Annotated in this window: 17 protein-coding genes; 13 read left to right on the top strand and 4 right to left on the bottom strand. The window is 75.0% G+C overall.

All coding sequences use genetic code 11. From position 1 onward, the window contains the following. Positions 1-61: 61 nt before the first annotated feature. From EDD33_RS04510 to EDD33_RS04495, 4 genes are all read left to right on the top strand, one after another. A complete protein-coding gene (locus EDD33_RS04510) occupies positions 62-4,639 on the top strand; it encodes an ATP-dependent helicase (protein ID WP_211332410.1) in 4,578 nt (1,525 codons plus the stop codon). A gap of 6 nt (positions 4,640-4,645) precedes the next feature. Beyond that, positions 4,646-5,524, top strand: coding sequence for a DNA-formamidopyrimidine glycosylase family protein (locus EDD33_RS04505; RefSeq protein WP_123389283.1), 879 nt, complete (start codon positions 4,646-4,648; stop codon positions 5,522-5,524). Then, a complete protein-coding gene (locus tag EDD33_RS04500; RefSeq protein ID WP_246003366.1) occupies positions 5,521-7,077 on the top strand; it encodes a spermidine synthase in 1,557 nt (518 codons plus the stop codon). Before EDD33_RS04505 ends, EDD33_RS04500 begins: the two co-directional genes overlap by 4 nt. Before the next feature lie 72 nt (positions 7,078-7,149). After that, the gene (locus EDD33_RS04495; protein ID WP_123389282.1) at positions 7,150-8,208 is read left to right on the top strand and encodes a hypothetical protein; all 1,059 of its coding nucleotides are present in this window, start codon (positions 7,150-7,152) and stop codon (positions 8,206-8,208) included. On the opposite strand, the gene EDD33_RS04490 is transcribed toward EDD33_RS04495, so the two are convergent. Next, positions 8,174-8,845, bottom strand: a complete 672-nt coding sequence (locus EDD33_RS04490) for a LuxR C-terminal-related transcriptional regulator (protein ID WP_123389281.1) — start codon at positions 8,843-8,845, stop codon at positions 8,174-8,176. The genes EDD33_RS04495 and EDD33_RS04490 overlap by 35 nt on opposite strands. Then, positions 8,842-10,170, bottom strand: a complete 1,329-nt coding sequence (locus EDD33_RS04485) for an ATP-binding protein (protein WP_123389280.1) — start codon at positions 10,168-10,170, stop codon at positions 8,842-8,844. The genes EDD33_RS04490 and EDD33_RS04485 overlap by 4 nt, the downstream gene beginning before the upstream one ends. 146 nt (positions 10,171-10,316) lie before the next feature. On the opposite strand from EDD33_RS04485, the gene EDD33_RS04480 reads away from it, so the two are divergent. Genes EDD33_RS04480 through EDD33_RS04470 form a run of 3 tightly spaced genes read left to right on the top strand, consistent with a single transcriptional unit; the run spans position 10,317 to position 12,225 of the window. Next, entirely contained in the window at positions 10,317-11,573 is a 1,257-nt protein-coding gene (locus EDD33_RS04480) for a PspC domain-containing protein (protein ID WP_170169697.1), read from the top strand. Then, positions 11,573-11,950 (top strand): hypothetical protein, encoded by a 378-nt coding sequence (locus EDD33_RS04475; protein ID WP_123389278.1) that lies wholly within the window; start codon positions 11,573-11,575, stop codon positions 11,948-11,950. The genes EDD33_RS04480 and EDD33_RS04475 overlap by 1 nt, the downstream gene beginning before the upstream one ends. Then, a complete protein-coding gene (locus EDD33_RS04470) occupies positions 11,947-12,225 on the top strand; it encodes a PspC domain-containing protein (protein WP_123389277.1) in 279 nt (92 codons plus the stop codon). The genes EDD33_RS04475 and EDD33_RS04470 overlap by 4 nt, the downstream gene beginning before the upstream one ends. Here the strand turns inward: EDD33_RS04470 and EDD33_RS04465 are convergent. Beyond that, the gene (locus EDD33_RS04465) at positions 12,189-12,974 is read right to left on the bottom strand and encodes a MerR family transcriptional regulator (RefSeq protein ID WP_123389276.1); all 786 of its coding nucleotides are present in this window, start codon (positions 12,972-12,974) and stop codon (positions 12,189-12,191) included. The two genes, EDD33_RS04470 and EDD33_RS04465, sit on opposite strands and share 37 nt — an antisense overlap. A gap of 184 nt (positions 12,975-13,158) precedes the next feature. On the opposite strand from EDD33_RS04465, the gene EDD33_RS04460 reads away from it, so the two are divergent. Continuing rightward, positions 13,159-14,310 carry an acyl-CoA dehydrogenase family protein gene (locus tag EDD33_RS04460; RefSeq protein WP_123389275.1) on the top strand — a complete coding sequence of 384 codons (1,152 nt, stop codon included), beginning with the start codon at positions 13,159-13,161 and terminating at the stop codon, positions 14,308-14,310. A 204-nt stretch (positions 14,311-14,514) separates the two neighbouring features. After that, complete coding sequence (locus EDD33_RS04455) at positions 14,515-15,468, top strand: sigma-70 family RNA polymerase sigma factor (RefSeq protein WP_246003365.1); 954 nt, start codon at positions 14,515-14,517, stop codon at positions 15,466-15,468. 51 nt (positions 15,469-15,519) lie between these two features. Here EDD33_RS04455 and EDD33_RS04450 read toward each other — a convergent pair whose 3' ends face one another. Next, a complete protein-coding gene (locus EDD33_RS04450) occupies positions 15,520-16,494 on the bottom strand; it encodes a glycerophosphodiester phosphodiesterase family protein (RefSeq protein ID WP_170169696.1) in 975 nt (324 codons plus the stop codon). A 72-nt stretch (positions 16,495-16,566) separates the two neighbouring features. Between EDD33_RS04450 and EDD33_RS04445 the strand changes: the two genes are divergently transcribed. From EDD33_RS04445 to EDD33_RS04430, 4 genes are read left to right on the top strand one after another with little or no spacing between them, the layout of a single operon-like run. Further along, complete coding sequence (locus tag EDD33_RS04445; RefSeq protein WP_123393019.1) at positions 16,567-17,103, top strand: YbaK/EbsC family protein; 537 nt, start codon at positions 16,567-16,569, stop codon at positions 17,101-17,103. A 46-nt stretch (positions 17,104-17,149) separates the two neighbouring features. Continuing rightward, positions 17,150-19,258 carry an MMPL family transporter gene (locus EDD33_RS04440; RefSeq protein ID WP_123389273.1) on the top strand — a complete coding sequence of 703 codons (2,109 nt, stop codon included), beginning with the start codon at positions 17,150-17,152 and terminating at the stop codon, positions 19,256-19,258. A gap of 19 nt (positions 19,259-19,277) precedes the next feature. Further along, positions 19,278-20,309 (top strand): LLM class F420-dependent oxidoreductase, encoded by a 1,032-nt coding sequence (locus tag EDD33_RS04435; RefSeq protein WP_123389272.1) that lies wholly within the window; start codon positions 19,278-19,280, stop codon positions 20,307-20,309. Further along, entirely contained in the window at positions 20,297-21,136 is an 840-nt protein-coding gene (locus EDD33_RS04430; protein WP_123389271.1) for a glycerophosphodiester phosphodiesterase, read from the top strand. The genes EDD33_RS04435 and EDD33_RS04430 overlap by 13 nt, the downstream gene beginning before the upstream one ends.

Genomic DNA, 21,136 nt, shown 5'->3' with positions numbered 1-21,136 from the left:
ACCCCGGACTCATCGGTCCCGTCCCCGCGGGGCTGTCGGTGGGCTCCGGCAGGATGTCGGGGTGCAGCAGTTCAGCGAACCCACCCGTGCCTGGTTCGCGGCTGCCTTCGCCGCCCCCACGCCCGCCCAGCAGGGGGCCTGGGAGGCCATCTCCGCCGGCCGGCACGCCCTGGTGGTCGCCCCCACCGGCTCCGGCAAGACGCTCTCGGCGTTCCTGTGGTCGATCGACCGGCTCGCCACGACGCCGCCCCCCGAGGAGAAGCAGCACCGCTGCCGCGTCCTCTACGTCTCCCCGCTCAAGGCCCTCGCCGTCGACGTCGAGCGCAACCTGCGGGCCCCGCTGGTCGGCATCCGGCAGACCGCCGAGCGGCTCGGGCTGGAGGTCCCCGAGATCCGGGTCGGCGTCCGCTCCGGCGACACCCCGGCCCAGGAGCGGCGGCGGATCCAGACCTCGCCCCCCGACATCCTCATCACCACCCCCGAGTCGCTGTTCCTGATGCTCACCTCGCAGGCCCGCGAGGCGCTGCGCGGCGTGGAGACCGTGGTCCTCGACGAGGTGCACGCGGTGGCCGGCACCAAGCGCGGCGCCCACCTGGCGGTCTCGCTCGAGCGTCTCGACGAGCTCCTGGAGCGCCCGGCCCAGCGCATCGGCCTCTCCGCCACGGTGCGCCCCGTCGACGAGGTCGCCCGCTTCCTCGGCGGGGCCGCCCCGGTCGAGGTCGTCGCCCCGCCCTCGGAGAAGCAGTGGGACCTCACCGTCGTGGTCCCGGTCGAGGACATGACCCAGCTCGGCGGCGAGGAGGGCGACGACGGCCCGCGCGCGGGCTCGCTGTGGCCCCACGTCGAGGCCCGGGTGCTCGACCTCGTCGAGCAGCACACCTCCACCATCGTCTTCGCCAACTCGCGGCGGCTGGCCGAGCGGCTCACGGCCCGGCTCAACGAGCTGGCCGCCGAGCGCGCCGGCCTCGACCGCGAGGACGCCGCGCAGGACGGTCCGCCCGCCGAGGTGATGGCGCAGTCCGGCCAGACCGGCGCCGCCGACCCCGCGGCGCCCCTGGTCGCCCGCGCCCACCACGGCTCGGTCTCCAAGGAGCAGCGGGCGATCATCGAGGACGACCTCAAGCGCGGCCGCCTGCCCTGCGTGGTGGCCACCAGCAGCCTCGAGCTCGGCATCGACATGGGCGCCGTCGACCTCGTCGTGCAGGTCGAATCGCCGCCGTCGGTCGCCAGCGCGCTGCAGCGCGTCGGTCGCGCCGGCCACCAGGTGGGCGAGGTCTCGCGCGGGGTGCTCTTCCCCAAGCACCGCGGCGACCTGGTGCCCTCGGCGGTCGCGGTCGAGCAGATGCGCTCCGGCGGCATCGAGGCGCTGCACGTCCCCGCCAGCCCGCTCGACGTGCTCGCGCAGCAGGTGGTGGCGGCGACGTCGATGGAGGCGTGGTCGGCCGACGACCTGTTCGACGTCGTACGCCGCTCCGCACCCTTCGCGACCCTCCCGCGCAGCGCCTACGACGCCACCCTCGACCTGCTCTCGGGCCGCTACCCCAGCGACGAGTTCGCCGAGCTGCGTCCCCGCCTGGTCTGGGACCGCGTCACCGGGGAGCTGACCGGGCGGCCCGGCGCCCAGCGGCTGGCCGTCACCAGCGGCGGCACCATCCCCGACCGCGGCCTGTTCGGGGTGTTCCTCGTCGGCGAGAAGGCCAGCCGGGTCGGCGAGCTCGACGAGGAGATGGTCTACGAGTCCCGCGTCGGCGACGTCTTCACGCTCGGCACCACCAGCTGGCGGATCGAGGACATCACCCACGACCGCGTCCTGGTCGCGCCGGCCCCCGGCCAGCCCGGGCGGCTGCCGTTCTGGACCGGCGACACCCTGGGCCGCCCGGCCGAGCTCGGCGGCGCCATCGGGGCCTTCACCCGGGAGCTGTCGCAGCTGCCGCGCGAGCAGGCCCTGGCCCGGGTGCGGGGTGCCGGCCTCGACGAGTGGGCCGCCGACAACCTCGTCTCGCTGCTGGAGGAGCAGAAGGAGGTCACCTCGGCGGTGCCCCACGACCAGCAGCTGCTGGTGGAGCGCTTCCGCGACGAGCTCGGCGACTGGCGCATCGTGGTGCACTCCCCCTACGGCACGCCGGTCCACGCGCCCTGGGCGCTGGCCATCAACGCCCGGCTGCGCGAGCGCTACGGCCTCGACGCGCAGGCCATGGCCACCGACGACGGCATCGTGCTGCGCATCCCCGAGACCGACCAGGAGCCGCCGGGGGCCGAGCTGGTGGCCTTCGAGCCCGAGGAGCTCGAGCCGCTGGTCACCACCGAGGTCGGCGGCTCGGCGCTGTTCGCCTCACGCTTCCGCGAGTGCGCCGCGCGGGCGCTGCTGCTCCCCCGCCGCGACCCGGGGCGCCGCGCCCCGCTGTGGCAGCAGCGGCAGCGCTCCGCACAGCTGCTCGAGGTGGCGGCCCGCTACCCGTCGTTCCCGATCATCCTCGAGACCGTCCGCGAGGTGCTCCAGGACGTCTACGACCTGCCCTCGCTGGTGGCGCTGCACCGCCGGATCGCCGATCGCCGGCTGCGACTGGTCGACGTGCAGACGCAACGCCCCTCCCCGATGGCGCAGTCGCTGCTGTTCGGCTACGTCGCCGCCTTCATGTACGAGGGCGACTCCCCGCTGGCCGAGCGCCGGGCGGCCGCGCTCACCCTCGACCAGGGCCTGCTGGCCGAGCTGCTCGGTCGGGCCGAGCTGCGCGAGCTGCTCGACCCCGAGGTGCTCGCCGAGGTCGAGTCGGAGGTGCAGCGGCTGGCCGAGAGCCGTCGGGCCAAGGACGCCGAGGGCATCGCCGACCTGCTCCGGCTGCTCGGCCCGCTCGACGCCGACGAGGTGCGCGCTCGCTGCTCCGACCCCGACCAGGTCGAGGGCTGGCTGCAGCAGCTGGTGACGGCGCGGCGCGTCGTGCCCGTGCTGATGTCGGGCCAGCAGCGCTTCGCCGTCGTCGAGGACGTCGCCCGGCTCCGGGACGGCCTCGGCGTCCCCGTGCCGCCCGGGGTGCCCGACGTCTTCACCGAGCCGGTCGAGGACCCGCTGGCCGACCTGGTCGGTCGCTACGCCCGCACCCACGGCCCCTTCACCGCCCACGAGGTCGCGGCCCGCCTGGGTCTCGGGGTCGCGGTCTGTCACCAGACGCTGGCCCGGCTCGCGGCCCAGGGCCGGGTGATGGAGGGCGAGTTCCGGCCCCAGGGCAGCGGTGCCGAGTGGTGCGACGCCGAGGTGCTGCGGCTGCTGCGCCGCCGCTCCCTCGCCCGGCTGCGGCAGGAGGTCGAGCCGGTCGAGCCCGCGGCGCTCGCCCGCTTCGTGCCGGCCTGGCAGCACGTCGTCCCCCCGACGGCGACCGGCCGGCAGAGCCGGCTGCGCGGCCTCGACGGCGTGGTCACGGTCGTCGACCAGCTCGCGGGCTGCGGCGTGCCCGCGAGCGCGCTCGAGACGCTGGTGCTCCCCGCCCGCGTCGCCGACTACAGCCCCGCCATGCTCGACGAGCTGACCTCGACCGGCGAGGTGGTGTGGGCCGGGCACGGCGACCTGCCCGGCGCGGACGGCTGGGTCTCCCTCCACCTCGCCGACGCCGCCCCGCTCACGCTGCCCGACCTCGGCGAGCTCGCGCTCACCCCCGACCACGAGGCCGTCCTCGACGCCCTGGCCGGCGGCGGCGCCTACTTCTTCCGCCAGCTCGCCACCGTGGCGGGCAGCAGCGACGACAAGGCGCTGACGGCCGCGGTCTGGGACCTGGTCTGGTCGGGCCGGCTCGGCAACGACACGCTGGCGCCGTTGCGGGTGCTCACCCGCAGCGGTCGCAGCGCCCACCGCGCCCGCCGCACGCCGCCCCGGGTGCGCAGCGCCCGGCCCAGCAACCGGCCCCGGCTGAGCAGCGCCGCGCTGCGGGCCGCGCCGCCCGACATGGCCGGGCGGTGGTTCCTGCTGCCCGAGCGCGAGACGGACCCCACGCTGCGGGCGCACGCGGTGGCCGAGAGCCTGCTCGAGCGCCACGGCGTGGTCACCCGCGGTGCCGTGGTCAGCGAGCGGACTCCCGGCGGCTTCGCCGGCGCCTACAAGGTGCTGGCCGCCTTCGAGGACACCGGGCGCTGCCGCCGCGGCTACTTCGTGGAGGGGCTCGGCGCGGCCCAGTTCGGCACCGTCGGCGCCATCGACCGGCTGCGCATGCACGGCGACACCCAGCGCGACCGCGACTCCCAGCCGGTGCACGCCGTGGCGCTGGCCGCGACCGACCCGGCCAACCCCTACGGCGCGGCGCTGCCCTGGCCACCGCAGGAGTCCGGCCACCGGCCCGGCCGCAAGGCCGGGGCCCTGGTGGTGCTGGTCGACGGCCACCTCGCCCTCTACGTCGAGCGCGGCGGCAAGACCCTGCTCACGTTCGTGGACGCCGAGGGCACCGGCGGCGACGACGCCGCGGCCCAGGAGCGACTGGTCGCGGCGGTCACGGCGCTCGGCCGGGCCGTGGGAGACGGGGCCCTGGGCCGGCTGGTGGTCGAGAAGGCCGACGGCGCCAGCATCCACGGCGACGGCTCCGAGCCGCTGCGCCGGGCCATGGAGGCGGCCGGCTTCATCGCCACGCCCCGCGGCCTGCGGGTCCGGGGCTGAGGTCCGGTGCCCGAGGGCGACAGCGTCGTACGGGCCGCGCGACGGCTCGACGAGGGACTGCGCGGCCAGGTGCTCACCCGCTCGGACCTCCGGGTGCCCTCCCTGGCCACCCGTGACCTGCGCGGCGCCACCGTGCTGGGGACCGCCACCCGGGGCAAGCACCTGCTGACCCGGTTCGACTCCGGCCTCACCCTGCACACCCACCTCAAGATGGAGGGACGCTGGGACGTGCAGCGGCCCGGCGCCCGGTGGCGGCGGCCCTGGCACACCGCCCGGGTCGTGCTCGGCACGGCGACGACGGAGGCCGTCGGCTTCTCGGTGCTGCTCGACCTGGTCCGCACCGACGCCGAGGACCGGCTGGTGGGCCACCTCGGTCCCGACCTGCTCGGTCCGGACTGGGACGCCCCGACGGCGCTGGCCAACCTGGGCGACCACCCCGAGCGTCCCGTCGTCGAGGCGCTGCTCGACCAGCGGCTGCTAGCCGGCGTCGGCAACGTCTTCGCCTGCGAGATCTGCTTCCTCGCCGGCGTCGACCCGCGTGACCCGGTGGCGCTGGTGCCCGACCTCGCGGCGCTCGTCGCGGTCGCCCACGAGCAGCTGCTGGCCAACCGCGACCGCCCGTTCCGGGTCACCACCGGCGATTCCCGGGCGCTGCGGGCCGCGCGGGCCCCGCGCTCGGACTACCGCTCGGGGGCAGGAGGGCCCGGGTCGCGCCAGGGGCGGCGCTACTGGGTCTACGGCCACCGCGGACCCTGCGCCCGCTGCGGCACCCGGCTGCGCCAGGCCGACCTCGGCCCGGTCGGGCGGGCACGGCCGACCTACTGGTGCCCCTCCTGCCAGCCGCCACGGCGCGTGACCGGCGCCCAGGTAGGTTCCACCGCGTGACGCAGACCAGCGCCTCCACGTCCCGCACGACCTCGACCGGCGACGCCCCGCACCGACCGCCCCGCGGCCTGCTCGAGCTGATCGTGTTCGTGGTCGGCACCGCGAGCCTCGGCGCCGAGATCGCCGCCGCCCGGCTGCTGGCCCCGTGGTTCGGCGCCAGCACGATCGTGTGGGCCAACACGATCGCGATCACGCTGGTCTCGCTGTCGGTGGGCTACGCCATCGGCGGGCGGCTGGCCGACCGCAACCCCACCCTGCACGGCCTGGCCCGGTGGGTGCTGGCCTCCAGCGTCTTCTTCGCTGCGGTGCCGTTCCTGAGCGCGCCGTTCCTGCGGCAGTCGGTGCGTGCCTTCTCGGAGTACTCCGGCGGTCTGTTCCTGGGCTCGCTCGTCGGTGTCGGCGCGATGATCGCGGTGCCGGTGCTGATGCTCGGCATCGTCTCGCCGTACGCCGTCCGGCTGAAGGTCGACAGCGTCGAGGACACCGGCAAGACGGCCGGCCGGCTCTACGCCCTCGGCACCATCGGCAGCCTCACCGGCACCTTCGGCGCCACCCTGGCGCTGATCCCCCTGGTGGGGAGCCAGCGCACCTTCCTGGTGTTCTCGCTGCTGCTGGCCCTGGTCTCGGTGCCGGCGCTGCGCGGCAAGGTGCGGGTGCTGGGCATCGTGATCACCGTTGCGATCGCGGTCCTCGTCGCGGTCCCCCCGGGGTCGACCAAGACCGTGACCGACGCCGGCCGGGTGATCGACGAGGCCGAGACGGAGTACCAGTACGCCCGCGTCATCGAGGCCGACGACGGCACCCGCGTGCTGGAGCTCAACGAGGGCCAGGCGATCCACTCGATCTACCGCCCCGACGACTTCCTGTTCGGCGGCTACTGGGACTCGATGCTGGTCGCCGGGTTCGGCGGCGGCACCGCCCCGCAGAAGATCGTCAACCTCGGCAGCGCCGGCGGCACGGTGGCGCGCGGCCTGACCCACTACTTCCCCGACGTCGAGGTCGACGCCGTGGAGCTCGACGACAAGGTCAGCGAGATCGGCCGCGAGTACTTCGGGATGACCAGCGACCGCATCACCACCCACACCGCGGACGCGCGGCCGTGGCTGCAGCAGAGCGACGAGCGCTTCGACAACATCATGCTCGACGCCTACCGGCAGCCCTACATCCCCTACTACCTGACCACGAAGGAGTTCTTCGAGGTCACCCGCGACCGCCTCAACCCCGGCGGCACGGTCACCGTCAACGTCGGGCACGTGCCCGGCAACGACCAGCTCGAGAAGGTCCTCACCGCCACGATGCGCTCGGTGTACGGCGAGGCCAACGTCTGGCGCGACCCGGTGGACAGCACCAACACCGTGCTGCTCGCCACCACCGCGCAGGAGGACCCGCGCGACCAGCTCCGCGCCGCCGACGTGCCCCCCGACGTCCGCCCCGTCGCCGACGACGCGGCCTCCCGGCTGGAGCCCGGGCTGGACGGCGGCACCGTCTACACCGACGACCGCGCCCCCGTGGAGTGGCTGATCGACGCCTCCTTCGCGGCCGTCGCCGAGTAGGTCCCACCCCGGTCGGTCTCGCCCCTCGGGGCGGGCTCGCCGTGCGCCCCCGGTCTTCCGCACAATGTCCGCGTGGACCCCGACGAGCTGCCGCCTCCCGAGGACCTGTGGTGGTCCTGGGCGTGCGTGGCGGCGCTCGCGCTGCTGGCCCAGGACGACACGGACCAGGACCGGCACGTCCTCGACCTGCCGGCCCTGGTGCTGCGCCTGGACCGGGCCGACGGGTCCTGGCTGCGGATGCAGCCCACCCGTGGCGGGCGCTGGGTGCTGTGGGGACGCTCCGCGGACGCCCCCACCGCACCCCCCGACGCCCGGCGGGGTGCACCGGACTGGACCCTGAGCGAGGCCACCGACGAGGGCCGCCCCACCTTCGTGTGCTGGTGGGCCCACGAGGAGTGGGACACCAGCACCTCGGTCGAGGACCCGGGCGCGGTGCCGCTGCTGCGGGCCCTGGCCGGCGTCGACCCCCGGCTGGGCGCTGCCGCCCGCGCCGGTCGCGTCACCGCCGAGGACCTGCGCCACCACGCCGGGCCCGGTGTCGACGACGTGCGCCTGCTGCAGGCGCTGGACCTCCTGGCCGACGCCCGTACGCCGCCCCCGCTGCTGCCGCGCGGGCCGGTCCGCGAGCGGCTGCGCGACCAGCTGCACCGGCAGATGCGCGAGGCGCCCGACCGTGAGCGCGCGCTGATCCAGCAGCCGCCGGCCGTCGTCCGCTGGGCGCAGGTCAGCGGCCCGACCTCCCCCTACGAGTACGCCGTGATGGCGCGCCGCGACCGCCTGGTCCCGGCTCCCACCAACACCCGGCTGCCCGCCGCGGCCGAGCGCACCCTGGTCACGCTGCTGCACGTGCTGCACCACGACGAGGCGAGCGCGCCGGGCGGGGCCTGGCTGTTCGCCCGGGTGGCCTCCGACGGCGTCGTGGTCGACTTCGACCGGGCCTTCGACTCCTACCCGCCCTGGTGGCGCGTGCTGCACCCCGAGCAGGGCCCGGCGCTCGACGACCTGGCGTGGGAGATGGGCCAGCGCCACCCGGACTGGCGACCGGCCTGGGCCAGCCTGCTGCCCGCCCGGCTGCTGGCGCAGACCCCGCGCGGCCCTAGAGCAGGCGCCGGTCCGAGGCCCACCTCGTGAGCTCGTGGCGCGAGGAGAGCTGCAGCTTGCGCAGCACCGAGGACATGTGGGTCTCCACGGTCTTGGTGGAGATGAACAGCTCGGCCCCGACCTCGCGGTAGGAGTAGCCCCGCGCGATCAGCCGCATCACCTCCCGCTCGCGCTCGGTGAGCCGGTCGAGGTCCTCGTCGACCGCCGCGACCTCGATGGTGCCGGCGAACGCGTCGAGCACGAACCCCGCCAGCCGGGGTGAGAACACCGCGTCGCCCGAGGCCACCCGGTCGATCGCGGCGACGAGCTCGGGCCCGGTGATCGTCTTGGTGACGTAGCCGCGCGCCCCGGCCCGGATGGTGCCGATCACGTCCTCGGCGGCGTCGGAGACCGACAGCGCCAGGAAGCGGGTGGGGGCCTCGGCGGCGCCGGGCGACGCGGCGTACCGGCGCATCACCTCGGACCCGCCGCCCCCGGGCAGGTGGACGTCGAGCAGCACCACCGCGGGCCGGTGGGCCGTCACCGCGGCCACGGCCTCGTCGACGTCGGCGGCCTCGGCCAGCACGGCGACGCTGCTGCCGAGCTCGGCACGCACCCCGGCCCGGAACATCGCGTGGTCGTCGACGATCACGACGGTGTGCCTGCCGGTGGGGACGGGGTCGCTCACGGCGCCTCCTGGGTCGGGTCGTGCGGGGAACGGGGCATGGCGAGCCGGACCTCGGTGCCGCTGCCCCGGGTGCTGCGGACCTCGGCCCGGCCCCCGTGGCGCGTCATCCGCGACTCGATGCTGTGGCGCAGCCCGTGACGGTCCTCGGGCACGGCGGCCGGGTCGAAGCCTCGGCCGCGGTCGCGCACGAAGACCTCGATGCCGCGCGGGGTGGTCTCGGCGTAGACGTCCACCGTGGCGGCCCCGGAGTGCCGGGCCGCGTTGGCCACCGCCTCGCGGGCCGCCAGCACCAGCGGCCGGTCGGCCTCGGTGAGCGGCGCGTCGCCGACGCAGACCACCTCGACCGGGACGCCGTGCCGGTCCTCCACCTCCGCGGCCACGGCGCGCAGCTCACCGGCCAGGGTGGTCGGGCCCGGCTCGTCGCTCTGGAACAGCCACGTGCGCAGGTCGCGCTCCTGGGCCCGGGCCAGCCGCGACACCGTGGCCGGGTCGGCGGCCGAGCGCTGGATCAGTGCCAGCGTCTGCAGCACCGAGTCGTGCAGGTGGGCGGCCACGTCGGATCGCTCCTGCGAACGCACCCGCGCCTCGCGCTCCTCGCTGAGGTCGGCCGAGAGCCGCACCAGCCAGGGCCCCAGCACCAGCCCGATGCCGACCATCGCGATCGCGGCGGCCAGGCCGACGTCGAGCGCCACCGACAGGCTGCCCGAGCGCAGCGCGAAGACCACGACCGCGACCAGGAGCAGCGAGGTGCCGGCGAGCAGGCGCAGCCACGCGGCCGCTCCCCCGTCGCCCACGAGGGCGCGCACGGGGTTGACCCGGCGGCGGTCGTCGCGCCACCGGTCGCGCTGCGCCCGGTCGGCCTGCACCCACAGCAGCGACAGCCCGGCGGCGCCGATGACGAGCGGGGCGACGGCGAGCGCCCGGCCGGTGAGCAGGGTGAGCAGCAGCAGCACGCCCGCGGCGATCGCCCCGACCGCGACGAGCGGTCCGTGGTCGATCAGCCGGCGGGCCCGGCCGCCGCTGCGGCGGCCCTGCCGGGTGGCGGCGTCCAGGCCCGGGGTGCCCGGGGTGCCGCCGCCGTCGTCGCGGCGGGCGGGCAGCACCAGCCACAGGGCGGCGTACAGCACCGCACCGAAGCCGCCGAGGACCACCAGGGCGAGCATCGCGATCCGCACCCGCGCGACCGGGAGCCGCAGGTGGCGCGCCAGGCCGGCGGCCACGCCGCCCAGCAGCGCCTCGTCGGTCGCCCGGTAGGCGCGCCGCGGCGCCGCCCCGGGACGGGACGCGGGGTGCGGGGGCTGGACGGTGCTCGTGTCCGGGCTCATGTCCGCTCCATCGTGACACCCCGCGGCCCCCCACGGCACCGGGAGCGACCCCGGTCCGGCGCCGGGGGTCGACCCCGGGCACCCGGGGGTCGGACCAGGGTCGTCCCCGATGGTGCGGGGGGCCCCGCCCGACCACGATGGTGGACATGGACGACCAGGCAGACCGCCCCACCGAGGGCACCACCCAGACCGACCCCGGCCCCCGGCTCGGCACCGAGCAGGTGCGCGAGCTGGGCCGGCTCTCCCGCTCCACCTCCGACCGCTACCTCGCCGGCGTCGCCGGCGGGCTGGGCCGCCACTTCGGCGTCGACCCCACCGTGGTCCGCGTGCTGCTCGCCGTGCTCGCGCTCTTCGGCGGCGCCGGCCTCCTGGTGTACGCCGCGGTGTGGGCGTTCGTGCCCGAGGACGGCCGCGACCGCGCCCCGCTCGAGGTCGGCGCCGAGGGCCGCCGGGCGGTCGTGCTCGTCGCCGGTCTGCTCGCCGTGCTGATCGTGCTCGGCACGCCCTTCGCCGGCGACGGCTGGGGCTCGGGCTGGGGGGTCGGCCTCGGCGTACCCGTCCCGCTGCTGCTGCTCGTGCTGGTCGTGGCCGCGCTGGTCAGCAGCGCCCGCCAGCGCCGCGACCGCGAGGACGCGCCGCCGCCCGCCCCGTGGGGCACCGCGCCCACGGCCGCCAGCACCGGCGCGCCGCCCGCCCCCTGGAGCTCCCCGGCCGCGGGCGTGCCCCCGACGCGGGCCTACCCGACGACCTACGCCACCCCGCCTCCCCCGCGCCCGCGGCGTACCGGCCTGGTGCTGTTCTGGCCCACCGTCGCCCTCGTGGCCATCGCGCTCGGGGTGCTCGGCATCCTCGACGTCGGCGACGACGTCCTGGTCTCGGCGTACGCCGCCCTCGCGCTGGCCGTCGTCGCGCTGGTGCTGCTCGTCGGCGCCTTCGTGGGCCGACCCGGCGGCCTGGTCGCCCTCGGCCTGCTCGCCACCCTCGGCCTGGGGATCACCAGCGCGGTGGACGCCGCGGCCGGCTCCTCGGTCCGCGCGGACGAGACCTACGTCGTCCCGGGCGACGCGGCCGCGCTGCGGTCCTCCTACGCCGACGGCAACGGGGTCTTCACCCTCGACCTGACGAGCCTCGGCGACGCCCGGGCCCTCGACGGCCGGCGCGTCGCCGTGCGCATCGGCGCCGGTGAGGCCCGGGTCCTCGTCCCCGAGGGCGTCGCGGTGCGCGTCGACGCCGAGGTGGCGTACGCCGGGAGCATCGACCTCGGCGACCGGCACCGCGAGGGCCTCAACCCCGTCCTCTCCGGCCGGGTCGGACCCTCGGCACCGTCCCCCGACGTCCCCGTGCTCGACCTCGAGGTCGACGCCCGGGTCGGCCAGATCACCGTCCAGACCGAGGAGTCCTGATGAGCACCACCTCCCCCTCCGCCCGCCGGTCCGTCAAGGTCGCCCACCTGGTGATGGCGCTGCTGTTCCTCGGGGTCGTGGCGGTCTGGGCGCTGGTCGTCTCCGACGCCGTCGACGCCGACCAGGTCGCGTTCCTGGTGCCCGGCGTCCTCGTCGTGGCCGGTGTCCTGGGCCTGCTGGCCAGCGTGCTGAGCGCCCGCAACCGCGCTCGTCGTCCGCAGCCCGACCCGGTGCCGCCGCTGCCCGAGCCCCACGTCGGCCGTGACCGCTCTCCCGACGCCGACCTGCACGACGACCTGCACGACGACTCGCACGACGACCTGGAGCACACCGCTCCGCTCACCCCCACCCGCACGACCGACCAGGAGTCACGATGACCGAGCAGACCACCACACCGACCAGCCACCCGACCGGCCAGCCGACCACCCACCCGACCGGCCAGCCGCGGCCGCTGCCGCAGCAGCCGCCCCCGCCCTACCGCCGCTTGGTCCGCACCGACGGCCCGCTGGCCGGCGTGTGCGGCGGGGTGGGCGCCTACCTGGGCGTCGACCCGACCGTGGTCCGCGTGCTGGCGGTCCTCGCGATGGTGCTGACGCTGCCGGTCGGCCCGCTCGTCTACCTCGTGCTCTGGGCCGTCGTCCCGCGCGGCTGAGCACCGGCCGGGCTTCCGGGCCCGTCCTCCGAGACCGCCAACGACCGCGTGATCACGTCGTTGGCGGCTCGCTGGAACCCCGCCACGACGGCCTCCAGCGTCAGCTGACGCAGCCGCGACATCGTCTGCTCGAAGGCGGCGGTGTCGGCCTCGGAGTGCTCGCGACCGCGGAACGGCTTGAGCACCCGGTGGCGCAGCACGTCGGTCAGCTCGTCGGCCAGGGCGACCATGTGGCGGTTGATGGCCTCCGAGGCCACCTCGAGGGAGTCCGTGGGCAGGTCGAGCGAGTCGAGCCGGAGCGCCACGTCGAAGGCCGGCAGCAGCTCGTAGCGCTCACCGTCCCGGCGTACGGCGAAGATCTTCTCGAGACGGTCGACGTCGTCGTCGCTCAGCGCTCGCCCTGCCTGCGCCTCCAGCTGGCGCCGCGTCACCGGCTCGCGCCGGCCGCCGCCCCACGAGGTCAGCATCGCCCGCTGCAGCGCGAGGTCCTCGACACCGGCGTCGTCGGGCAGCCGGCGGAGGTACTGCTCGATCGCCGCGAGCGTGAAGCCGTGGTCCTGCAGCGCCCGGACCAGGTCGAGCCGGGCCCGGTGCAGCGAGGTGTAGTAGGCCATCCGGCCGCGGCGGATGGGCGGCGGGATCAGGCCGAGCCCGGCGTAGTACCGCGTGGTGCGCACGGTGGTGCCGGTCGCTGCCGCCAGCTCGTCCACGGTGTAGAGCTCGCGGCCCTCCTGCGCGGCTTCGGCCACCGGTTCCTCCTCGGGCGTCGCGGCGCCGGGCGGCACCGTCGTGCCCCACTGTGCCAGTCCTGCTGGCAACGTCGCGCGCCGCGCCGTCGTGCGGCCGCCGCGCGTCGTCCCTTGATCGTTGACACCGTTGCTGTGACAGTAGAGGTGTCAGCATCCCGCCCGACCGATCCGCTGCGAGGACCCCATGGCCGAGACGCCCACGTCCCTCTACTCAGACGAGCACGAGGACTTCCGCAAGACCGCGCGCACCTTCTACGAGCGCGAGGTCGTCCCCCACCACGACCAGTGGGAGCGCGACGGCATCGTCCCGCGCGAGCTGTGGACCGCCGCCGGCGAGGCCGGGCTGCTGTGCTTCGACGTGCCCGAGGAGTACGGCGGCCCGGGCGTGGAGGACTTCCGCTACCACGTGATCCTGTCCGAGGAGCAGACCCGCGCCAACGTCAGCGGCCCCGGCTTCTCGGTGCACACCGACATCATCGTCCCCTACCTGACCAGCCTGGGGACCGAGGAGCAGAAGCAGCGCTGGCTCCCCGGGTGCGTCTCGGGCGAGATCATCACCTCGATCGCGATGACCGAGCCGGGCGCCGGCAGCGACCTGCAGGGGATCCGCACCACCGCGGTCGACCAGGGCGACCACTACGTCCTCAACGGTTCCAAGACCTTCATCTCCAACGGCATCAACGCCGACCTCGTCATCGTGGTCGCCCGCACCGACCCCGAGGCCGGCCACAAGGGCATCAGCCTGCTCGTGGTCGAGCGCGGCATGGAGGGCTTCGAGCGCGGCCGCAACCTCGACAAGATCGGCCTGCACGCGCAGGACACCGCCGAGCTGTCCTTCACCGACGTCCGGGTGCCCAAGGAGAACCTCCTGGGCCAGGAGGGCGAGGGCTTCATCTACCTGATGATGAACCTCCCCCAGGAGCGGCTGATCATCGCAGCGCAGGCCGTCGCCGCCTGCGAGGCCGTGCTCGCGATGTGCCTGGACTACGCCAAGACCCGTGAGGCGTTCGGCAAGCCGATCGGCAAGTTCCAGCACAACCGGTTCCTCGTGGCCGAGATGGCGACCGAGACCCGGGTCGCCCGTGCCTTCCTCGACGAGTGCCTGCGCAAGCACCTCACCGGCGACCTGACCGCGGTCGACGCCGCGATGGCGAAGTACTGGTGCACCGAGCTGCAGAACAAGCTGGTCAACCAGGGCGTCCAGCTTCACGGCGGCTACGGCTACATGATGGAGTTCCCGATCGCCAAGGCCTACCTCGACAGCCGGATCTCCACGATCTACGGCGGCACGACGGAGATCCAGAAGGAGATCATCGGGCGCAGCCTGGGGCTGTGAACCCGGCTCGGGTGAACAGTCGTGGGCTGGTTGAACAAAAAACTGGACGGTTCGTCCCCTTGACGGATTCGTGGGCTAGGGTGCAAGGACGCGCTGCTGTCACGGCAGCGGGAGCCCGGTTGTAGACCTCGACCCGGCACCTGGGGACCCGACGGGTTCTCGCGGCACCCTGTCTCCCGCGGGAGAGCAAGGTCGAGTGGCCTGATGACCACCACTGCTCCACCGCCTTCGGGCGCCGACGGCAGCGCGACGACGCGCTCGCCGCTCGACGAGGTGCGCCCGGTCCAGGAGACCGGCGCCGCCGCGGCCCACACGGCCCCCACGGACACCGTGGACACCGCTTCCTCCGACACCGAGACCCGGGCCGCTCGCCGCGCCCTGGCCCGGAGCAACGCCAGCCAGGCGCGCAACGAGCGCACCCGCGAGCTGTTCACGATGGCGCTGGCCTGCGAGTCGGTCGTGGAGCGGCAGCAGCTGCTCGACCAGGTGATCGTGCTGCACCTCGAGCTCGCCCACGCCGAGGCCAAGCGCTACCGCTCCCGCGGCGTGCCGCTGGACGACCTGCGCCAGGTGGCGGCGCTCGCACTGACCAAGGCGACCAACGGCTACGACGTCACGACCGGTCACGACTTCCTGTCCTACGCCGTCCCGACGATCCGCGGCGAGCTGCGCAAGCACTTCCGCGACCACGGCTGGATGATCCGCCCGCCCCGTCGCATCCAGGAGCTGCAGGCCCGCATCAACGTGGCCGACGCGGAGCTGGCCAACGAGCTCGGCCGCGCGCCCCTCCCCGCCGAGATCGCACGACGGCTCGGGGAGCCCGAGACCTCGGTGATCGAGGCGCTGGCGAGCGACGGCTGCTTCGTGCCCGCCTCGCTCGACCACCCCGCCGGCGGCGACGGCCTCACCACGCTCGGCGACCTGCTCCCCTTCGACGACCTCGACCACCAGGCCTCCGAGGCCCGGCTGGTGCTGCGCCCGGTGCTGCGCGCGCTCTCCGACCGCGACCGCCAGATCCTGACGATGCGGTTCTACGAGGGCCTCACCCAGCGCGAGATCGCCGGCCGCATCGGGGTCACCCAGATGCAGGTCTCCCGGCTGCTCACCCGGATCCTCGGCCAGCTCCGCAGCGACGTCGGCGACCTCAGGGGTCGCTGAGCCCCTCGTCGGCTCGGCCGGGTCACCCCCACCGGCCCACCTCGGCGGGACCTACACCGCCACCGCAGCCGTACGCCGCGAGATGACCTCGACGGCGGTCTCGGGGTGGTCGCAGAGCAGGCCGTCGACCCCGAGGGCGAGCAGCGCCTGGACCTCGCGATCGGCGTGGCCGTGGCGGCGGGACGGGCCGGGGACCTGCAGCTCGGTGGGCAGGTAGCGGTTCTCGTCGCGCAGCGTCCAGACGAGCACGTCGAGCCCGCGCGACTGCACCCGCTCCACGGCCGGACCCGGTCCGGTCGAGCGGCCCTCGGCGTCGCGGGGCAGGGCGAGCTGCTTGTGCAGGCCGACCCCGGTGGCGTACTCCCCCACCTTGTGCAGCCGGCCGCGCCGCAGCGCCTTGGTCTGGTGCTTGTCGACGAGCTGCACCAGGTCGACGTCGACCTCGCGACGCAGCCCGCGCAGCAGGTCGGCCTCGAAGGCCATCACGGTGAGCGGCGCCAGCGCGGTGGTGAGCCGGTGCTGCCGCAGCAGGTCGACCAGCGGCTCGACGAGCGGCAGCCCGAGGCCGGCGAGGTGGGCGCCGTGCTTGAGCTCGACGTGGACGCCGAGCGCACGACCGGCGCGGGCCGACTCCTGCTCGCGGAGCTCGAGCAGCTCGGCCAGGGTGAGGATCGGCAGCCGGTCGTCGAAGGCGGCGCTGCGCCGCCGGCGCCGCGGCCAGCGCTCGCGGGCGCGCAGGGTGCGCAGCTGGTCGAGGTCGAGGTCGTGGACGAACCAGCCCTCCTCGACCTGCCCGTCGACGACCTGCCGGCGGCGCAGGTGGGCGAGCTCGGGGTGGTCGGCGACGTCGGTCGTGCGCGAGAGCTCGAGGTCGTGGCGGCACACCAGGACGCCGTCGCGCGTCGCGACGACGTCGGGCTCGACGGAGTCGGCGCCCGAGCGCCAGGCCAGCCGGTACGCCGCCGCGGTGTGCTCGGGGCGGTGGCCGCTGGCGCCGCGGTGGCCGATGACGAGAGGTCCGCTCACGACCTCCAGGGTCCTCGGCCCGGGTGACGGGACGGCGACGTCGAGGCGAACGCCACGACTACGGTGGCCGTCATGCCCCGACTCGGCACCCTCGACCTGGTCCCCGCGACCTCACGTCCCGACCTGCTCGCCGATCCCGTACGCCGCGCGCTCGACGCCTGGCCGCACGCGGACGAGGTCCTGCTGGCCGTGATCGACCCGGCCCTGGCCGACACCGCTGCGATGTCCGAGGCCTACGACGTCTCGCTGGAGGCGAGCGCCAACTGCGTCGTGGTGATGGGCAGGCGTGGCGGCGAGGAGCGCACCGCGGCGTGCCTGGTCCGCGCCGACACCCGCGCCGACGTCAACACGGTGGTCAAGCGGCTGCTCGACGTGCGCAAGTGCTCCTTCCTCGACCACGACCGGGCGGTCGCCGAGACCGGCATGGAGCACGGCGGGATCACGCCGGTCGGCCTGCCCGACGGTTGGCGGCTGCTGCTCGACGAGCGGGTGGTCGACGTCGAGCAGGCGGTCGTCGGGAGCGGCGTACGCGGGTCCAAGCTGGTGCTGCCGGGCCGGCTCCTCGCCGAGCTGCCCGGCGCCGAGGTCGTCGCCGGCCTGGCGGGCTGACTGGTCCACGGCTGCGCCGACCGCCCGGATGCACGATGCTGGGCGCATGGTCACAGGGACGCACCGCGCCGGCCGGTCACGGCGCTGGCTGCTGCCGGTCGCGGTGCTGCTGGTGTGGGTGTTCGTCGGCGGGCCGCTGAGCAGCTTCGCCGGGCAGCTCGGGTCGATCCAGGAGAACGACAACGCCGCCTTCCTCCCGCAGAGCGCGGAGTCCACCCGCGCGCTGGAGAAGCTGGTGCGGTTCCAGGACGAGGACACGCTGCCGGCCGTCGTGGTCGCCGAGCGCGACGGCGGCCTGACGGCCGACGACACCGCCCTTCTCCAGCGGTACGCCGGGGAGCTGGCCGACGTGCCGGGCCTGGCCGCCTCCGGGGTGACCGGGCCGATCCCCTCGGCCGACGGCGAGGCCGCCCAGCTGGTCGTCAACCTCGACGCCCGGGACGGCGACGCGCTGCTCGAGACGGTCGGGAAGGTGCGCGACGTCGTCGCCGACCCGCCTGCGGGGCTGACCGTGCTCGTCGGCGGCCAGGGCGGCATCCTCGGCGACTTCATCGAGGCCTTCGGCGCCATCGACGGGATCCTGCTGGTCGTCGCCCTGCTGGTCGTGCTGGTGATCCTGCTGGTCGTCTACCGCACGCCGGTGCTGCCGCTGGTGGTGATCCTCTCCTCGGTGCTCGCCCTCGGGGTCGCCTCGGCGGCGGTCTACGGCCTGGCGCGGGCCGACGTGCTCGACGTCAACGGCCAGAGCCAGGGGATCCTGTTCATCCTCGCGATCGGGGCGGCCACCGACTACTCGCTGCTGGTGGTCTCGCGCTTCCGCGAGGAGCTGCGCGACCACGAGTCGCGCTTCACCGCGATGGGCCGGGCGCTGCGGGCCAGCTGGGAGCCGGTCGTGGCCTCGGGCCTCACCGTCGTGCTCGGCCTGCTCTGCCTGCTGCTCTCCGACCTCTCCAGCCTGGCCGGCCTCGGCCCGGTCGGCGCGCTGGGCATCGTCGGCGCCGTGCTGGCCTCGCTCACGCTGCTGCCCGCGATGCTGGTGCTGCTGGGCCGGGCGGCGTTCTGGCCGTTCATGCCCGCCTACGGCTCGGAGCACCGCGACGACCGGGGCGTCTGGGGCCGGGTGGCGCGGCTGGTGGGCCGCCGCGCCCCGGCGGTGGCCGTCGTGACCGCGCTCGTGCTGGGGGTGCTGGCGGCCTTCATCACCACCCTCGACGAGGACCCGGTGCCGCAGACCGAGCTGTTCCTGACCGAGGTCGACTCGGTGCGGGCCCAGGAGGTGCTCGACGCCCACTTCGAGTCCGACAGCTCCAGCCCGGTGCAGGTCGTCGTGCCCGCGGCCCGGCTGCAGGAGACCGTCGCGCTGCTGCAGGACCACCCCGGCATCGCACGCCCCACCGACCGCACCCCGACCGTGTTCGCGCTGCCGGCCTCGCCCGAGGACCCGACCACGCCCAAGGTCGTCGACGGCGAGGCGGTGGTGCTGGCCACCCTGGACGCCCCCGGCGACTCGGCCGCCGCCACCCGGACGCTGGAGCTGCTGCGCACCGACCTGCACACGCTCGACGACGACGTCCTGGTCGGCGGGTCGACGGCGATCCTCGTCGACACCCGCGACACCACGCAGCGCGACCGGGCGGTGGTGATCCCCGCGATCCTGCTGGTGATCCTCGTCGTGCTGGCCCTGCTGCTGCGCTCGCTCGTGGCGCCGCTGCTGCTGATCCTGGCCAACGTGCTGTCCTTCGGCGCCACCATGGGCGTCAGCGCGCTGGTCTTCGAGCACGTCTTCGACTACCCGGCCAGCGACCCCTCGACGTCGCTGATCGCGTTCGTCTTCCTGGTCGCGCTCGGCATCGACTACTCCATCTTCCTGATGACCCGCGTCCGCGAGGAGTCGCTGCGGCGCGGCACCCGGCCGGGCATCCTCAAGGGCCTCTCGGTCACCGGCGGCGTCATCACCTCGGCCGGGGTGGTGCTCGCCGCGACCTTCACCGCGCTCGGTGTGATCCCGATCCTGTTCCTGGCCCAGATCGCCTTCATCGTGGCCTTCGGCGTGCTGCTGGACGCCCTCGTGGTCCGCTCGCTGCTCGTCCCGGCCCTGTGCCACTGGATCGGGCCGGGCATTTGGTGGCCCAGCCGACTGGCCCGCCGCCCCTGACCCCTCTAGGTTCGCCTGCGTGAAGATCTCCACGCAGCTGACCTACTCCGGCAACCCCCGCGAGACCGCCGACCAGGTCGCCGGCCTGGAGCGGGCGGGGCTCGACACCATCTGGGTGGCCGAGGCCTACGGCTTCGACGCCGCCACCCTGATGGGCTACCTCGCCGCCCGCACGGAGACGGTGGAGATCGGCTCGGCCATCCTCAACGTCTACTCCCGCACCCCGGCGCTGCTCGCCCAGACCGCCGCCGGCCTCGACAACGTCTCCGGCGGCCGCGCCATCCTCGGCCTGGGCGCCTCGGGCCCGCAGGTCGTCGAGGGCTGGCACGGCGTGCCCTACCGCGCGCCGGTCGCCCGCACCCGCGAGGTCGTCGACATCGTCCGGGCGGCGCTGCGCCGCGAGGTGCTGGTGCACGACGGCCGCCAGGTCACGCTGCCGCTGCCGCCCGACCAGGGCACCGGGCTCGGCAAGCCGCTGAAGATGCTCACCCACCCCGAGCGCTCGGCCGTCCCGATCTACATCGCCGCGCTGGGCCCGAGGTCGGTCGAGGGCACCGCGGAGTACGCCGACGGCTGGCTGCCGTTCCTGTTCAGCCCCGAGGGCGCCCAGGGGGTGTGGGGCGAGGCCCTGGCCGCCGGTGCCGCCCGGCGGCCCGCCGAGCTCGGCCCGCTCGAGGTCGTGGGCGGCGGCATGGTCGCGGTCGGCGACGACGTCAAGCACCTGCTCGACCTCGCCCGGCCCCACACCGCGCTCTACGTCGGCGGCATGGGGGCGCGGGGCAAGAACTTCTACAACGACCTCGTCGGGCAGTACGGCTTCGAGGCCGAGGCCGCCCGCATCCAGGACCTCTACCTGAGCGGGCGCAAGCAGGAGGCCGAGGCGGCCGTGCCCCTGGAGCTGCTCGAGCAGACCAACCTGGTCGGACCCGAGGGACACGTGCGCGAGCGGCTGGCGGCGTACGCCGAGGCAGGGGTCACCAACCTCAACGTGGTGCCGGTCGACGACGACCCGGCGAGCCTGGTGCGACGCCTCAAGGAGTGGGTGGGCTGACCGTGCTCGCGACCGGTCGGACCTTCGACCTCCAGGCCCACCGGGGCGGCGCGGGGCTGTGGCCCGAGAACTCGCTGCTCGCCTTCGACCGCGCCCTGGCGCTCGGCGTGACCACGCTGGAGTGCGACGTGCACGTCAGCGCGGACGGCGTGCCCGTCCTCTCCCACGAGCGGACCTACGCCGGGCACCTCATCGCCCGCCGCACCTGGACCGAGCTGGCGGGGCTGTCCTCCTGCGGGCCCGAGCCGCTGGCCACGCTCGACCAGCTGCTCACGCTGGTGCACGAGCGCGGCGCCGAGGTCGGCCTCAACGTCGAGACGAAGTTCGACGTGCTGCACGCCGAGGAGACCGCCCCGCGGGAGCGGTTCGTCGAGGCCGTCGTCGGGCTGCTCACCGACGCCGGGGCCCTCGCCCGCACGTCGGTGCAGAGCTTCGACTGGGCCGTGCTGCGCCTGGTGCGCGCCGCGGCGCCGCAGCTGCGGCTCAACGCCCTCAGCACCACCGACCGGCTCGAGGTCGACCAGCCGGGCGCCTCGCCGTGGTTGGCGGGCCTCGACATCGACGACTACGACGACAGCGTCGCCCTGGCCGCGGCCAGCCTGGGCTTCGACGCCCTCTCGCCCAGCCGCAGCAGCCTCACCCCCGACCTCGTCGACCAGGCGCACGCGGCCGGCCTGCGCGTGCTGCCCTACACCGTCGACGACGCACCCACGATGCGGCTGCTGGTCGACCTCGGGGTGGACGGACTGATCACCAACCGGCCCGACGTGCTCCGCCGGGTGCTGGCGGAGGCGGGCCAGGAGCTCCCGGTCTCCTGGCCGGGCTAG

Source organism: Nocardioides aurantiacus (assembly GCF_003752505.1).
Lineage (GTDB): Bacteria > Actinomycetota > Actinomycetes > Propionibacteriales > Nocardioidaceae > Marmoricola > Marmoricola aurantiacus.
The sequence above is the reverse complement of the archived record's forward strand: the minus strand, read 5'-3'. Positions and strand labels throughout refer to the sequence as shown.

Excerpts from the sequence above, each read along its gene's own strand:
- EDD33_RS04475 (WP_123389278.1), top strand. The coding sequence starts at position 11,573 with ATGAGCACCACCTCCCCCTCCGCCCGCCGGTCCGTCAAGGTCGCCCAC.
- EDD33_RS04460 (WP_123389275.1), top strand. The coding sequence starts at position 13,159 with ATGGCCGAGACGCCCACGTCCCTCTACTCAGACGAGCACGAGGACTTC.
- EDD33_RS04440 (WP_123389273.1), top strand. The coding sequence starts at position 17,150 with ATGGTCACAGGGACGCACCGCGCCGGCCGGTCACGGCGCTGGCTGCTG.
- EDD33_RS04455 (WP_246003365.1), top strand. The coding sequence starts at position 14,515 with ATGACCACCACTGCTCCACCGCCTTCGGGCGCCGACGGCAGCGCGACG.
- EDD33_RS04480 (WP_170169697.1), top strand. The coding sequence starts at position 10,317 with ATGGACGACCAGGCAGACCGCCCCACCGAGGGCACCACCCAGACCGAC.
- EDD33_RS04485 (WP_123389280.1), bottom strand. The coding sequence starts at position 10,170 with ATGAGCCCGGACACGAGCACCGTCCAGCCCCCGCACCCCGCGTCCCGT.
- EDD33_RS04470 (WP_123389277.1), top strand. The coding sequence starts at position 11,947 with ATGACCGAGCAGACCACCACACCGACCAGCCACCCGACCGGCCAGCCG.
- EDD33_RS04445 (WP_123393019.1), top strand. The coding sequence starts at position 16,567 with ATGCCCCGACTCGGCACCCTCGACCTGGTCCCCGCGACCTCACGTCCC.